This is a genomic window from Akkermansia biwaensis, assembly GCF_026072915.1.
Taxonomy (GTDB): domain Bacteria; phylum Verrucomicrobiota; class Verrucomicrobiia; order Verrucomicrobiales; family Akkermansiaceae; genus Akkermansia; species Akkermansia biwaensis.
Map to the genome: position 1 here is coordinate 2,878,628 of NZ_AP025943.1, position 15,623 is coordinate 2,894,250.

A 15,623-nucleotide genomic window follows, 5' to 3' on the forward strand; every position below is an offset into this window, starting at 1 on the left:
TGACCGGGTTCCGCAAAATCCGGAACGGGAGATATTCAACGGGGCTGCCCTGCCCATAAGCGGAACAGCCCCGTTGCACCGGAAATTCTCCGGCGGATTTACACCTTCTTTCTTTTCCCGGCCGTCAGCCGGAAGAAGAGGGGAACCAGGAAAATGGCCAGCACCGTGGCGGTGATGATGCCGCCCAGCACGCCCGTGCCCACGGCCTGCTGCGCTCCGGCGCCCGCGCCGCGCGCAAAGGCAAGCGGAATGACGCCCGCGCCGAACGCCAGGGAGGTCATCAGGATGGGGCGCAGGCGCAGCTTGGCCGCCGTCACCGTGGCTTCCATCACGCCCATGCCGTCGCGGTACAGTTCCTTGGCCACTTCCACGATCAGAATGGCATTCTTGGCGGAAAGGCCGATGGTGGTGATGAGACCCACCTTGAAGTAGATGTCGTTGGGCATGTCCCTCAGGAAGACGGCCAGGAGCGCCCCGATCAGCCCCAGCGGCACCACTAGAATGACGGCGAAGGGGATGGACCAGCTTTCATACAGCGCGGCCAGCACCAGGAACACGATCAGGATGGAAAGCCCGAACAGGAGGGAGGCCTGGGAGCCGGCCTGCTGTTCCTCATAGGACTGCCCCGTCCATTCAAAGCCGATCCCCGGAGGCAGGGAGGAGGCAATCCGCTCCATGGTCTTCATGGCATCCCCGCTGCTTTTGCCGGGAGCGGCGGAGCCGTTGATGGTGAAGGAGGGATAGTTGTTGTACCTGGTGAGCTGCGGCGGTCCGGCCGTCCATTCCAGATTAACGAAGGAGGAGAGCGGCAGGAGGCTGCCCGCTTCGTTGCGCACGTGCAGGTCTTCAATGTCGTCCCCGCTCAGGCGGCTCTTCCCGTCCGCCTGGATGATGATGCGGCGCACCTGGCTGCCGTGCATGAAGTCCCCCACATAGCTGGAGCCGAACATGACCGCCAGGGAGTTGCTGATTTCCGTCATGGGCACGCCCATGGAAAAGGCCTTGTCCCGGTCAATGGAGACGCCCAGGCGCGGCGTGTCCGCCTGGCCCATGAAGTGGACGTCCGCCAGGCTGGGGTCCGCAGCGGCCCGGCTGAGCAACTCCTCGCGGGCTTCCACCAGGCGTTCGTAGCCGATGCCGCCGTGGTCCTGGAGCCGGAAGTCGAACCCGGAGGAGTTCCCCAGTTCCGGCAGGGCCGGCACGTTCATGGCCAGGACAAACATCTGGGGATCGCTCATGAAGCGGCCATTGATCCGGTTGACGATTTCACCGACGCCCAGGGCCGGGTCCGTGCGCTCGCTCCAGTCCTTCAGGCCGACGAAGAGCATGGCCATGTTCGTCCCGCTGCCGAAGAAGCTGAAACCGCCCACGGAATAGACGTGCTTCACCGGTTCGTTCTTCATCAGATAGTCTTCCACGTCGCGCAGGCGGGCGCTCGTTTCTTCCTGAAGGGTGCCGGGCGGCAGGGAGACAAGCACCATGCAGCTCCCCTGGTCCTCTTCCGGAAGGAAGGAGGAAGGCAGCGTGAGGTACAGGTAGCCGGCCCCGGCAATGACGAGGACGTACACGAAGAGGGAACGGACGGGCCGCCTGATGATGCCGGAGACGGTTTTTCCATAGCGTTCCGTGGAGCGGTTGATCGTCCTGTTGAACCAGCCGAAGAAGCCCCTCTTGTCCTGATGCTCCACGGAAGAGGGTTTCAGCATGGCGGCGCAGAGCGCGGGCGTCAGGGAAAGGGCCAGGAACGCGGAGAAGGAGATGGAAACGATCAGGGTTACGGAGAACTGCCGGTAGATATTGCCCACGGCCCCGCTGAAGAAGGCCATCGGGATGAACACGGAGACCAGCACCGCGGTAATGCCCACGATGGCGCCCCCGATCTGCTTCATGGCCTTGATGGTGGCCTGCCGGGCGTCCAGACCCTCCTCCTGCATGATGCGCTCCACGTTTTCCACGACGACGATGGCGTCGTCCACCAGGATGCCGATGCTGAGCACCATGCCGAACATGGTGAGCATGTTGACGGAGAATCCGGAAATCCACATGACGGCGAAGGTTCCCAGCAGGGCCACGGGAACGACGAGCGTCGGAATCAGCGTGGCCCGGAAGTTCTGGAGGAACAGGAACATGACCAGGAACACCAGGCCGATGGCTTCCAGCAGCGTGGAGACCACCTTCTGGATGGAGATTTCCACAAAGTGGGTGGTCTCATACGGGATTTGGTAGGAAACGCCGGGGGGAAAATCCTTGGACAGTTCGTCCATCTTGTCCCTCAGCAGCCCCATGGTTTCCACGGCGTTGGAGCCGGGGGCCATCTTGATGGCCATGCCGGTGGCGGCCAGTCCGTTGCACCGGGAGAAGAAGGAGTAATTGTTGGCGCCCAGTTCCACGCGCGCCACGTCCCCCAGCTTGACGGAGGAGCCGTCCGGGAGCGTTCTCAGCGCAATGGCTTCGAAGTCCTCCGGCGTGTGCAATTCCTCGCTGGCCACCACGCTGGCGTTGATCGGCGCGTTTTTGGAGACCGCCGCGCCGCCGATGTCCCCGATGATGATACGCTCGCTCTGGGAAGCCACGGCGCTGACGATGTCCGTGGGCGTGAGCCGGAGGGCTTCCAGCTTTTCCGGATCCGGCCAGATGCGCATGGACATTTCCGCCCCGAACAGCTCCACGCGGCCCACGCCCTTCACGCGCTTCAATTCCGGAATGAGGCGGGCGGAGGCAAGTTCCCCCAGCTCCGTGCCGTCCAGCGCCCCGTCGGAGGACAGGGAAATGACGGCCTGAATGTTGTTGGAGGATTTTTCCACGAACACCCCTTCCCGGCGTACGGATTCCGGCAGGCGGGATTCCACGATTTTCAGGCGGTTCTGCACTTCCACGGCGGCAATGTCCGGGTCCGTCCCCTGCTGGAAGGTGACGGCTATTTCCACCATGCCGTTGGAGTCGCTGGTGGCGGACATGTACAGCAGGCCCGGCGCGCCGTTGATTTCCTTCTCAATGACGGCGGTGACGGCCTCCTCCGTAACCTGGGCGGAGGCCCCCGGATAAGTGGTGCGGATGGTGATGACGGGCGGAGCGATGTCCGGGTACTGCGCTACGGGCAGCATGGGAAGGGCCAGCAGGCCGACCAGGGAGATCAGCAGGGCCACCACCCACGCGAAAATGGGACGGTTGATGAAAAAGTCAGGCATGGTCTGGCGGTCAGTTGGAGTTTTCCAGGGGAGCGGCCTCTTCCTTCACGCTCACTTTCATTCCGGGCCGGAGGAACATTGTCTTGCTGGTGACCACCCTGTCCCCGTCCTTCAGGCCGGAGGTGACCAGCCATCTCTTTTCATTCATGGTTTCCGTCGTCACCGGGCGGCTTTCCAGAATGCCGTCCTTCCCGACGACCAGGACGGAAGCGCCCTGCGCCGTGCGCATTACGGAATCCCGCGGCACGGAAAAGACATGGTTGCGGACGGCCTTGTCAAAGACCACGCGCACGTAGCTTCCGGGAAGCAGTTCGTGGTCCGGGTTGGGGAACTGCGCCCTCATTTCAATGGTGTCCGTGCCGGGGTCCACCGCCATGTCCGAGAAGAAGAAATGGCCCTTATGCGGGTATTCCTCTCCGTTGGGGAGCAGCAGCCGGACCTTGATTTCTTCCAGCGGTATTTCCTTCCACAGACCGGAAAGAATGGCCCTGCGGAGTCTGCTGCGCTGGGAGGAGGGGGAACTGAAACGGACGTAGATGGGGTCTATCTGCTCCACCGTAGTCAGGTGGGTGAACCCGTTCTGGTCCACCAGCGCCCCCTTGGTGACCAGGGCGCGGCGCACCCGCCCGGAAATGGGAGCCGTCACATTGGTGTATTCCAGGTCCAGTCGGGCCCGTTCCAGGGCGGCCTTCGCCGCGGCGTATTCCGCACGGGCGCGGGCTTCCTCCGCCACGGACTGCGTGTGCTCCCGGCCGCTCACGGCCCCCTTGGAAACCAGGGCGGAATACCTTTTGGCCTTGTCCTGCGCGTCCGTCAGTACGGCCTGCGCGCGGTCCAGGGCGGCCTTGCACTCGTCCAGCGCCGCCTGAAGCGGCTCCGGTTCAATCTTGAACAGCAGGTCGCCCTGTTTGACGTTCTGCCCTTCCTGGTAAAAGCGTTCCTGAATGATGCCGGTGACGCGTGCGCGCACCTCCGCCTGAAGGAAGGCCTCCATGCGGCCGGGCAGATTGGAGGTGACGGGGATTTCCTCCCCGCGCACCGTCGTCACCGTCACTTCAGGCTCCGGCATCATCATGGGGTCCTGCGCGCTTCCGTCGTCCCGGCAGGAAGAGAGGAGCGGTCCCGCGGCAAGAAATAAAGAGAAAACAAAGTGGGATTTCATTTGGCAAACAAGGTTGAACATGCCGGGAAAAGGACATTTGTCATGCACTCTTTTTCCATGGATCATGCAGTGAGGTCTATGCTATAAACCCTCCCATAATAGGAGGGTCAACACGAAATTCCGCAATGCAAATTTTTCCCTTTGCGCAGGAAGGGATTCTGAAGCCTAATCTTTATAAAAACGGTAACTAGGGAATTATATAAACGACTGTTTAACAATTTATTATATTTCTCCATAAAATTCATGCCGGGCACTTTCTCCCCCTTTTAAACTATTTCTGCCATACATGGACAAAAAACATTTGCTGACCATCGGAAACATCTCCAAACAAACCGGGGTCCACATCAAATCCCTCCGTTACTACGACAAAATAGGCATTCTGCCGCCAGCCCATGTGGACACGGAAACAGGATACCGCTATTACGATTTCTCCCAAATCCAGCTCGTGGAGGCCATTCAGTTGTGCGTGGAGCTGGACATTCCGCTGAACCGGTTCACGGAATTCCTGACGGAAGACAAGAAGAGCATCCGCTACGGCAAGCTCATCGCGTACGGGTCCATGCTGGCGGATGAAAAGATCCGTGCCATCAACACCAAGCTGCACATCCTGGACGAGATGCAGAAACACATCCGGCACGCGGAGAACTACCGGTTCCACAACGGACCCATCAAGCTGGCAATTCCGGAAAAATACTGCTGGGCCCTTCCCTACCGCGGAAGGCAGCGCAGCACGGAATACCACCTGAAATTCAACCGCGCGCTGGAGGACATCAGCCGCCGCGGACTGAAAACAGGATCGGAAGCGGGCATCCTGATGATGAGCCGCGGCGGCGTCACGGAACGCTTCCTTTACATTGAGGTGGACATGGAGCAGTCCCGCGAGCCGCTTCCGGAGGAAATCATTCATCTGCAGGAACTTTCCTGCGTCTGCATGAAAACGGACCACAGCGACATTGAACAGGCCGCCTTCCTGTTCCCGGACCTGTTCAGCCGGGAATACGACCGTATCGTGATGGAAACGGAGCTGTTCCCGGACCATTACTATTTTTCACACCCGCATTATGAAATCAGATGCTCCGTGCCGGACGGCGGGGCATGAGGCCCGGCGCTCTTGAACAGTCCGTTCCGGGAGATTTCACCATCCTCCCGGAATAAAAAACTCCCGGCTTGCACGTGGCCGTGGCCGTCTTTCATTCCCTTTTCAGGCGGATCAGGACGATTTCCGCGGGAACGCCGATGCGGACCGGAAAACCGTTCCATATCCCCGCTCCGTTGGAAACGTACAGCTTCATGGAGCCCACCCGGTACGGCCCGGAAACAAAGCCGTCATTGAACCGCGCCACCAGCCGGTCAATTCCGGTGATCATGCCGCCGTGCGTATGGCCGGAGAGCTGGAGGTCCACGCCCTGCCGCGCCGCCTCATGGGCAAGGCGCGGCTGGTGGGAGGCGAGAATCCGGGCTTTCCCCGGCGGCGCTCCTTCCAGCGCCTTGCCGATATCCGGCTCTTCCCTGCCCGTCATCCCGGCCACGGGATCCGTCACTCCCGCCAGAACGACGTTTCCGCCGCCCGTCAGGACATGTTCGTTGGGAAGCATCCGGACGCCGAGCGTCGGAAGAAATTCCATCCATTCCTCATAGCCGGAATAATATTCGTGGTTGCCCGGAACGCCGAACACGCCGTACCTGGCTTTCAGGTCCGCAAGAGGCCGCAGGTCCTCTCCGTGCACCGGAACCGTGCCGTCCACGAAGTCCCCGGCAATCACGACAAGGTCGGGATTCAGCGAGTTCGTGCGCTGCACGATCCTGCGGATGCGGTCGGCGCGCGTGATGCCGTCCGCGTGGAGGTCCGCCAGCAGCGCAATCGTCATGCCGTCCGCCTCTTCCGGCAGATGGCCGACTGCAATCGTTTCTTCCCGCACTCCCGGCACGCTGGTCCCGCCGATGACGCCCACGGTTGCGAGCACGGAGGAAAGAACCAGCAAACCCAGGTTCACCCTGTTGACGATGGTGCGGAAGCGCTCCGACTTTTTTTTCCGGAGGCAGAACAGTACCAGGCGATAAAGCCCGCCCACGATGTCGGCGGCCAGCAGCAGGAAGAAGAACAGGAACAGGACGGAAAACAGCCACGCGGCGGCGAGCAGCAGCCACTCCGGCAGAACCGGAGAGAAAAACATGGGGCCGCCGAAAAGGTGCAGAAGGTGGAATTTGAACGCCGCCACGGCCAGCAGCGCCGAAAGCGCCGCCTTCCATCCCCAATGCAGACGCAACGGCAGGATGGCCCGCCAGAAAATGTAGCCCGCAAGCAATGCTTCAAAAATCAAGATCATGCGTTTGTTCCATTCATGTTACTGCATTCCGCCGCACCCCGCAAGAACGGGAAGCGGCACAGGAACTTGTGAAGGTTCCTGCGCCTTCAGGGGCGGAAATTCCCGGAAAGCTTTTCATGCCTCCCCCGTGGATGGGCCTTTTTGTCCGGACTGTTCCTCTTCCCTGCCGGAATGCGCCTCATCCTTTCATTTTCCGTAATTGATCAGGAATTCCACCGTTGCGGGGTCTTCATGGGAAAAGAAGAGGCTTTCTCCTCTGTCCAGCGCGGCGATGGCTTTCATGTCTTGCGGGGAGAGTTCAAAGTCAAAGATATTGAAATTCTCCACCATTCTCTCCCGGTGGGTGGATTTGGGAATGGCAATGATGCCCTGCTGGACCAGGAAGCGGAGGGCGACCTGGGCCGCCGTCCTGCCATACTGCGCGCCAACGGCTTTCAGCACTTCATTGTCGAAAAATCCGTTGCGCCCTTCGGCAAAGGGCCCCCAGGATTCCAGGCGGGTGCCGTACTTCTTCATGACCTCCCGTATCTGGACCTGCTGGTGGAAGACGTGCGTTTCCATCTGGTTGACGGCCGGCTTGACCTCGCAGAATTCCGCCAGATCGATAAAGCGGGCCGGATAGAAGTTGCTGACGCCGAGGGCGCGGATTTTTCCGGCGCGGTACGCCTCCTCCATGGCCCGGTAGGTCCCGTAATAGTCGTTGAAGGGCTGGTGGATGAGCAGCAGGTCCAGATAGTCCGTGCGCAGCTTGTTCAGGGATTCCTCGATGGAAGCCTTCGCCTTTTCATAACCGCCGTTGGAAATCCATACCTTGGTGGTGATGAACAGTTCCCCGCGGGGTACCCCGCTCTTTTCCGCCGCGCGGCCCACGGCTTCCTCATTGCGGTAGGCCTGCGCCGTGTCAATGGAGCGGTAGCCGACCTCAATCGCGTCCAGCACGCAGCGTTCGCATTCGGCGGCGTCCGGTATCTGGTAAACGCCAAAGCCCAGAACGGGCATGGCCACTCCGTTATTCAGGATGATTTCTTCCATCATATGCTTTCTGTGAATTCCCTTGTCAGGAGGCCGTTCTGCGCGGCCTTTTTATATAAAACTCTTCGGAACTATTTACTTTAGTCTTGTATCAGTCGTTTTGGCTGCCTCTCCCGCCAATTTATTACCGAATATCAGCGTTAGCAGCAATGCAATATTCCAACAAGATTATTCTACATAATTCCGAATCCTTTTATCGGCGCAATAGGCCAATCCCCCTATAACAAGGGATGTAGGATGCAGGATGGTGGGCGTTCGGGTTTGTTATACGAAAGACGGTATTTTTCCGCATGGAAATCCCTGCTTTTCTTAGAAAAACGCCCGCTTCCCTTCGCGGAGCCGAGGGGGGCCCTGGCAATTGTTTGTTCCTGAACGTTGACGTATTCCGATCGAGCCTTGATGCGGACGGCAGTGTCTTCCTCAAAGTCGTGGCTTTCCTCCGTGGTGACGACGCCCGTGAGCGAGAGGGACGAGAAGTCGAATTTGTGCCAGAAGGAGATGTCTTCCGTTCAGAGCGTGAAGGTGGAGATGCCGGAGAAGATTGAAGCGAAACGCGGGCTGCCCCCGGAGGAACGGAGCGTATGAGCCGGAAAGCGTGGGGGAAAGAGCGAGTTGTCCTGCGGTATGCTGCTGCGGAAAATCAACGGATCTGAACCGGGCAGGAGATGGAAGGAAGAATGATGAAGACACCTATTTTATCATGCACTTTCCGGCGTAATTGCCAATCAGTTGTGGAAACAGGTGGCTGTACTCGGGCTTGCACTGCACTTCCTAAAAACAGACGTACCGCAAGTATTGAATATCAATAACCTGCGGTACATGAAATCTGGTGGAGCATAGCGGGTTCGAACCGCTGACCTCTTCAATGCCATTGAAGCGCTCTACCAACTGAGCTAATACCCCTTTGACTTTCGTCTTGGTGTGTCCCGTAGAGGACGGAGGAAAATTAGCATGATCATCATGCCACCGCAAGTTTTTTCTGTAAAAAAAACGTTCGCGGCCACATTTTTCCCGGAAATGCCGGACCTCCTGCGGCGACAGGCCGCAGACCTGCGGAAAATCGGGACAGCCGGGGAAATATGTTTGAATGGGGTTCCGGCCTGTTTTAACCTTTCACAAAAGATGAAACGGCCTATTTCTCTCCACCGCACTCTTGCCGCCACGGCGCTGGCGGCCTTTTTCCTTGCAGGTTCCCTCCAGGCCCAGGAGCCGGCCGGGATGGAAAAGGAACCCTCCGGGACGGAAGAGTCCGGCATTTCCACACCACGCCGGGTTGCCGGGCTGGGCGTGCTCGCCTTCCTGATCGGCTGGATGGTCTGGCGGAACGGTTCCCGCCGCCACCGGGACGCCGGACAGGATACGGAGACCGGCAATGATGACACCGGCCCCAAAGAATGACGCCGTTTCTGAAAGAATGGTTCCATGCCGCCCGTAGTCGTTGCAGAGAGCATCCCCTCCACCCGACACTGCATGAATGTTTTTCTTACCGTTCTGAGCCTTCTTTTCTGCACAGCCCTGGCAGGAACAGCCGCAGACTCCCCCGCGGAGGAGTTTCCCTCCGGCGTGGTTCAGGAGCTGTGGTTCGGCATTCCGGGAGGTTCGGTAAAGGATTTGACGCACCAGAAGGTTTTTGAAAGGCCTTCTTCCGACATCCGGAAGATCGTCCGGCTGGACGCAGAAAATCTGGGCGACCAGTACGGAGCCCGTTATTCCGCCCTGCTCCGCGTCCCGGCTACCGGAGAATACCGCCTTTATCTGTCTTCCGACGATTCCGCCGAACTGTGGCTGGGCAAGGACGCCACCCAGAAGGACATGAGCTGCATTGCCACCGTGAAGGGATATTCCGACCGCCATAACTGGACCAACCAGCCCAACCAGTCATCCGAACCCGTTCACCTGGAAGCGGGCAAGTTTTATTTTCTCCAGGTGATTCACAAGGAGGACGGCGGCCCGGACCACATGTCCGTAGCCTGGTCAGGCCCCGGCATTCCCCAGCCCGTGCTGGTTCCCGCGTCCGCCCTGTTCCTTCCTCCCGGCATGTTGCCGGAGGAGAAGCCGCAACCCCAGAATCTGAATCCGAGTCTGGCCGAATGATTTCGTCAGGCGGAGGCCGTCCCCGGTTTCTCCTGCGTCCCATGCATTCCGTCTGCCGGAAGATGGCAGGAATTCTCCATTTTTCCTGATAAAAGAGATAGTAGGTGCAGTCGCATTTACTCATTTAGAGAGGAAAGCTTCCCCGCCCCTTTTCTTTTTTCCGGTGTTGTTCCGGTGCGCCCGTCCGGAAGTTTCCAGCGCCTTTTCCAAGATTCTCGTTGATTAGTTATTCACATATTATACACATTCTATTAACATTTTTCTTTTTCCGCACGTCATCCTTCCCAATAAAAACTTGCAGACGTTCAAAGCCGTACATCCTGAATCACGGTAAAATCCTTTCCCCGGTTTCCACATCCCCGTGCTGAAACAAGAATACGTTTTCCCGATCACTTTCCGCCCGCGTACCGGCTCATGCACGCTTTTCCGTCGCCGGACTTTATAGCGATAGTGCGGCGGCTTTCCGTCCCCTGGCGAGGTTCGGGATGCACGGCGAGTCCGGACATGCCTTTCTCCAATACCTCTACCTCGGGAAATTCACCCGCAAGGGCATTTTCCCGATACGCGCCCGTCCCGGAAAAGGGGTGACGTCAATTATCCTTGTTCACGGAGGGTACGGGCTGTAGATTTTCCGCGCCCGCTTATGACCAAAGCATCCCGACTCAAACGTCTTGATTATCTCAAAGATCAACTGCGCAAAAGGATTGTAATCCTGGACGGCGCCATGGGCACTAATATCCAGAAGTTCAAGCTGAAGGAGGAGGATTACCGGGGAGAGCGCTTCTCGGATACGGAATTGTATCCCAACGACCTGAAGAACAACAACGACCTTCTCGTGCTGACCAGGCCGGAGGTGATTCTGGACGTGCACCGCCGCTTTCTGGATACGGGCCGTGCGGATATCATTGAAACCTGTTCCTTTGGCGCAACCAGCATCGGGCAACACGACTATTTCTGGCATCATCCGGAAGAGGGGGAGCGCAAGGACCAGTCCTACTTCCAGCAAGTGGTGGATTCCCCCGTTTTGAAGTCCCTGGTGCGGGATATGAACCTGGCCGCCGTTTCCCTGGCCCGCCGCGCCTGCGACGAGGCGGAGGCGCGCGACGGCAGGCCCCGCTTTGTGGCCGGCTCCATCGGCCCCATGTCCGTCACCTGCTCCCTGTCTCCTGACGTGAATGATCCGGGCTTCCGGTCCGTGAATTTCAACCAGCTCAGGCAGGCCTACCGGGAACAGGTGCTGGCTATGCTGGAAGGTGGGGTGGACCTGATTCTGCTGGAAACGGTTTTCGATACGCTGAACGCCAAGGCGGCTCTGTTCGCCATGGAAGAGGTGTTCGACGAACAGCCGGACGCCGCCGTTCCGGTGATGGTGTCCGTAACGCTGACGGACAAGGCGGGGCGCACCCTGTCCGGCCAGACGATTGAGGCGTTCTGGAATTCCATCCGCCACGTCCGTCCCTTCTCCGTGGGCATCAACTGCGCTCTGGGTGCGGATTTGATGCGCCCCTTTGCCGAGGAAATCGCCGGGCTTGCGGACTGCTACGTTTCCATTTACGCCAACGCGGGGCTTCCCAACCCGCTCAGCCCCACGGGCTACGACCAGCTTCCGGAAGACATGGCGGCATTCATGAAGGAGTATGCCTCCCTGGGCATCCTGAATATTGTGGGCGGCTGCTGCGGCACCACTCCGGAACACATCGGCGCCATCGCCCGGGCCGTGGAGGGGCTTCCCCCCCGCATTCCTGCCGCCCAGTCCCCCGCCCTGCGCCTGTCCGGGTACGAGGCTTACAACCATACCCGTGAAAAAAACACCCTTTTTGTCGGAGAACGCTGCAACGTGGCGGGTTCCCCCAAATTCGCCCGCCTGATCCGGGAGGGGAACTATGAGGAGGCGGTTTCCATCGCGCGCCAGCAGGTGGAAAACGGCGCGCTGGTGCTGGACTTCTGCTTTGACGACGGCCTGATTGAAAGCCGGGAGGCCATGGTCCGTTTCCTGAACCTGGTTTCCGCGGAGCCGGACATCGCCAAAGTCCCCTTCATGGTAGATTCCTCCAAATGGGAGGTGCTGGAAGCCGGGCTGCAATGCATGCAGGGCAAGGGCATCGTCAACTCCATTTCCCTGAAGGAAGGAGAGGAGGAATTCCTGAGGAAAGCCAGCCTGATCAAGAGGTACGGGGCAGCGGTCGTCGTGATGGCCTTTGACGAGGAAGGACAGGCCGCCAACTACGAGGACCGCATCCGCATCGCGCGGCGGGCCTATGACCTGCTCGTGAACCGGGTGCAGTTCCCGGAGGAGGACATCATCTTTGACCCGAACGTGCTGACCGTCGGCACGGGCATTCCGGAACACGCCAATTACGCCCTGGATTTCTTCAAGGCGGCGGGCTGGATTTCCACCCACCTGCCCCATACCCACATTTCCGGCGGCATTTCCAATGTCTCCTTTGCGTTCCGGGGCAACAACCCGGTGCGGGAAGCCATGCATTCCGCCTTCCTGTACCATGCCACCCGGCAGGGGCTGGACATGAGCATCGTGAATGCCGGCATGCTGGAGGTGTACGACAACATTCCCAAGGAAAGGCTGGAGCTGATCGAAGACGTTTTGCTGAACAGGAGGCCGGACGCCACGGAACGCCTGACCGATTACGCGGAGAAGCTGGCCGCGGAAAAAGCGCAGGCGGGCGCGGAAAAGAAACCCGTGCTGGCCTGGCGGGAACAGCCCGTGACCGGGAGGCTGGAACACGCCCTGGTCAAGGGGATCACCGAGTTTGTGGACGCGGATACGGAAGAGGCGTTCAAGGAACTGGGTTCCCCCCTGAAGGTGATTGAAGGCCCGCTGATGGACGGCATGAAGGTGGTGGGGGAACTGTTCGGCGACGGAAAGATGTTCCTGCCCCAGGTGGTGAAGAGCGCCCGCGTGATGAAGCAGGCCGTGGCATGGCTGACCCCGTACATTGAGGCGGACAAGAAAGGATCTTCCAAAACGGGCAAGGCCGTGATCGCCACCGTGAAGGGGGACGTGCATGACATCGGCAAGAACATCGTCGGAGTGGTTCTGGGCTGCAACGGCTTTGAAGTGGTGGACCTGGGCGTGATGGTTCATTGCGACACGATTCTGGACCGCGCGGAACAGGAGCATGCGGACCTGGTGATGCTCTCCGGCCTCATCACCCCTTCCCTGGAGGAAATGTCCCACGTGGCGGCGGAAATGCAGCGCCGCGGCATGACCGTTCCCCTGATGGTGGGGGGCGCCACCACGTCCGCCCTGCACACGGCGCTGAAGATCGCCCCCCATTACGAGGGGCCCGTGGTCCATACCGTGGACGCCTCCCAGGTGGTGCCCGCCGCCGCGGCCCTGGTGGGAGAAAAGAAGGATTCCTACATTTCCGCCGTCAAGGAACGGCAGGAGGAACTGCGCACCAGCCACGAAAACAAGCCTTCGAAGGACTTCCTCTCCCTGGAGGAAGCACGGGAACTGCGCTGGCGGGGCGCGGACGGCGGCTATGTGCCGCCCGTGCCGGAGCGTCTGGGCCCCGTTTCCATCGGCAGCCTGCACAGTCCCGTGAGCTGCGGCTGCTGCAGCGACGATCCCCGGTATTACGTGACCATTCAGGAACTGGTCGGCCGCATCGACTGGACGCCCTTCTTCCATGCCTGGGAACTGCATGGTGTCTGGAGCGACTCCCGGCAGGAATTCCGCACCAAGGACCCGGCCAAGGCGGACGCCGCCGCGGCCCTGTACAAGGATGCCCGCGACCTGCTGGAACAGGCCGTGAAGGAAAACCGCTACCAGGCCCGCGGCGTCATCGGCATCTTTCCGGCCAATTCCGCTCCCAACCATGACGACATCACCGTCTGGACGGATGAATCCAGAACCGTTCCGCAGGCCACCCTGCTGACCCAGCGGCAGCAGTTGAACGCCCAGGGCAGAAAGCGTCTGGCCCTGGCGGACTTCATCGCCCCGGAAGGGGTAAAGGACTACATCGGGGCCATGGCCGTCAGCATCCACGGAGCCAAACGGTGGGCGCAGGAATGGGAAGCCAGGAATGACTCCTACCGCGCCCTTCTGGTCAGTTCCCTGGCGGACCGGCTGGTGGAAGCCTTTGCCGGGGCCGCCCATGAAAAACTGCGCGTGCTGTGGGGCATACCCGCCGGAACGGGAGTGCGCCCGGCCTGCGGATACCCCAGCCAGCCGGACCATCAGGAAAAGGAAACCGTGTTCCGCCTGCTCCATGCCGGAGAAGAGGCGGGCATGAGCCTGACGGAAACATGGATGATGCAGCCCGTTTCCGCCGTCTGCGCGCTGGTATTCTCCCACCCGGAAAGCGCCTACTTCTCCGTAGGGGCCACGGACGGGGACCAGCAGCGGGACTACGCCGCCAGAAAACAGCGGACCCATTCCTGACCCTCCCCTTCCCCACTCTTCCGCCATGCCCCATACAGACCAGATTCAGGCCCTGTCCGAGTTCCTGCTGGAATACGCCACTACGCTCATGGGCGCCGGGGTGCACACCAACCGGGCCGTGCGCAACATCTCCCGCATTGCAGCCGCTTACGGGTACGCGGCGGACATGACTATCTTCCAGCGCAACATCACCATGAGCCTCATCAGCACTGATGACGAGAACCTGCGCCGGACTTCCGTCAGGAAACTGAAACCCCTGGCCTTCAACCTGAACCTGATCCAGCAGCTCAGCGAATTGAGCTGGCTTCCCGTGGACAACAACGTCAGCATTGAGGAAATGGAGCGGGCCTTCCGGTCCATTGCGGCAACCAAACGCTTTTCCCCCTGGACGGACCTGCTGCTGGTCAGCGTGGGCAACGCCGCCTTCTGCCGCCTGTTCAACGGGGATATATGGGCCATGCTGACCGTCTTCGGCGCCACCCTGCTGGGCTTTCTGGCAAAGCAGCAGTTCTCACGGCTGAAATTCAATCCCCTGGGCGTGGTCATCCTGTCCGCGTTCACGGCCTCCATGGCGGCGGCCTGCGCCGTCATCTTCCAGTTCGGGGAGACGCCCCAGATCGCGCTGGCCACCAGCGTTCTGTTCCTGGTTCCCGGCGTGCAAATGATCAACTCCATCATGGACCTGATGCACGGCCACATCCTGATGGGGATTTCCCGGGGCGTCCATTCCATCATGATAATCACCTGCATCACCATCGGCCTTTCCGCAACCATGCTTATTCTGGGGGTGAACAGCTTATGAATCCGGACTTCTTCTCTTCCATCCTCTGGGATGGCCTGATGGCCGCCATAGCGGCTACGGGCTTTGCCGTCATTTCCAATCCCCCCAAGCGGGCGATCGCCGTTTCCGCCCTGCTCGCGGCCGTCGGTCACGCCTTCCGCTTCTACATGATGCACTCCTGGTCCATCGATATCTCCAGCGCCACCTTTATTGCCGCCTTCACCATCGGCATGCTGGGCGTGCTGACGGCCAAGCTGGTGAAATGCCCCGCGGAAATCTTCGCCTTCCCCTCCCTTCTGCCGATGATTCCCGGCGTGTATGCCTACAAGACCATCCTGGCCCTGATGCAGTTCATGCAGGAAAACCAGGACATGGAAACCATGAACAGGCTGATCGTGGATATCTGCAAAAACGGCATCACGGCCTTCTTCATTATCTTCTCCCTGGTGATTGGAGTAGCCATTCCCTTGCTGATGTTCAAACGGTTGAGCTATACCAGGAACATTGTAAAAGAGCATTAGAGGCCGCCTCTCTCCCGTTTTTTAATCATCTATACTTCCCGGAGAACCAAAGCGCCTGGACTGAAAAACGCTCTTGATATGTCAAAGAGACGGGCACAGGTGAAAGATGAACG

At 59.7% G+C, this 15,623-nt stretch carries 11 protein-coding genes and 1 tRNA gene; 7 read left to right on the forward strand and 5 right to left on the reverse strand.

Going from position 1 to position 15,623, the window contains the following annotated elements; all coding sequences use genetic code 11:
• Nucleotides 1-98: 98 nt before the first annotated feature.
• The gene (locus OQH67_RS11885) at nucleotides 99-3,188 is read right to left on the reverse strand and encodes an efflux RND transporter permease subunit (RefSeq protein ID WP_215433697.1); all 3,090 of its coding nucleotides are present in this window, start codon (nucleotides 3,186-3,188) and stop codon (nucleotides 99-101) included.
• Nucleotides 3,189-3,198: 10 nt separating this feature from the next.
• Nucleotides 3,199-4,350 (reverse strand): efflux RND transporter periplasmic adaptor subunit, encoded by a 1,152-nt coding sequence (locus tag OQH67_RS11890; protein WP_215433695.1) that lies wholly within the window; start codon nucleotides 4,348-4,350, stop codon nucleotides 3,199-3,201.
• A 286-nt stretch (nucleotides 4,351-4,636) separates the two neighbouring features.
• Between OQH67_RS11890 and OQH67_RS11895 the strand changes: the two genes are divergently transcribed.
• Nucleotides 4,637-5,449 (forward strand): MerR family transcriptional regulator, encoded by an 813-nt coding sequence (locus OQH67_RS11895; RefSeq protein ID WP_215433693.1) that lies wholly within the window; start codon nucleotides 4,637-4,639, stop codon nucleotides 5,447-5,449.
• Between the two features lie 91 nt (nucleotides 5,450-5,540).
• Here OQH67_RS11895 and OQH67_RS11900 read toward each other — a convergent pair whose 3' ends face one another.
• Together OQH67_RS11900 and OQH67_RS11905 are read right to left on the reverse strand one after the other, a co-directional pair.
• The gene (locus OQH67_RS11900; RefSeq protein WP_215433692.1) at nucleotides 5,541-6,677 is read right to left on the reverse strand and encodes a metallophosphoesterase; all 1,137 of its coding nucleotides are present in this window, start codon (nucleotides 6,675-6,677) and stop codon (nucleotides 5,541-5,543) included.
• Between the two features lie 186 nt (nucleotides 6,678-6,863).
• The gene (locus tag OQH67_RS11905; protein ID WP_215434026.1) at nucleotides 6,864-7,709 is read right to left on the reverse strand and encodes an aldo/keto reductase; all 846 of its coding nucleotides are present in this window, start codon (nucleotides 7,707-7,709) and stop codon (nucleotides 6,864-6,866) included.
• A 411-nt stretch (nucleotides 7,710-8,120) separates the two neighbouring features.
• Between OQH67_RS11905 and OQH67_RS11910 the strand changes: the two genes are divergently transcribed.
• Entirely contained in the window at nucleotides 8,121-8,294 is a 174-nt protein-coding gene (locus tag OQH67_RS11910; protein WP_215459025.1) for a hypothetical protein, read from the forward strand.
• A gap of 242 nt (nucleotides 8,295-8,536) precedes the next feature.
• On the opposite strand, the gene OQH67_RS11915 is transcribed toward OQH67_RS11910, so the two are convergent.
• Nucleotides 8,537-8,612, reverse strand: a tRNA-Ala gene (locus OQH67_RS11915).
• Between the two features lie 219 nt (nucleotides 8,613-8,831).
• Between OQH67_RS11915 and OQH67_RS11920 the strand changes: the two genes are divergently transcribed.
• From OQH67_RS11920 to OQH67_RS11940, 5 genes are all read left to right on the forward strand, one after another.
• A complete protein-coding gene (locus OQH67_RS11920) occupies nucleotides 8,832-9,107 on the forward strand; it encodes a hypothetical protein (RefSeq protein ID WP_215433671.1) in 276 nt (91 codons plus the stop codon).
• 72 nt (nucleotides 9,108-9,179) lie between these two features.
• Complete coding sequence (locus tag OQH67_RS11925) at nucleotides 9,180-9,803, forward strand: PA14 domain-containing protein (RefSeq protein WP_215433669.1); 624 nt, start codon at nucleotides 9,180-9,182, stop codon at nucleotides 9,801-9,803.
• 643 nt (nucleotides 9,804-10,446) lie between these two features.
• On the forward strand, nucleotides 10,447-14,208 hold the full coding sequence (metH, locus tag OQH67_RS11930) for a methionine synthase (protein ID WP_215433666.1): 3,762 nt from the start codon (nucleotides 10,447-10,449) through the stop codon (nucleotides 14,206-14,208).
• Between the two features lie 25 nt (nucleotides 14,209-14,233).
• Complete coding sequence (locus OQH67_RS11935) at nucleotides 14,234-15,010, forward strand: threonine/serine exporter family protein (protein WP_215433663.1); 777 nt, start codon at nucleotides 14,234-14,236, stop codon at nucleotides 15,008-15,010.
• Nucleotides 15,007-15,510 carry a threonine/serine exporter family protein gene (locus OQH67_RS11940; RefSeq protein WP_215433660.1) on the forward strand — a complete coding sequence of 168 codons (504 nt, stop codon included), beginning with the start codon at nucleotides 15,007-15,009 and terminating at the stop codon, nucleotides 15,508-15,510. The genes OQH67_RS11935 and OQH67_RS11940 overlap by 4 nt, the downstream gene beginning before the upstream one ends.
• Nucleotides 15,511-15,623: the final 113 nt, after the last annotated feature.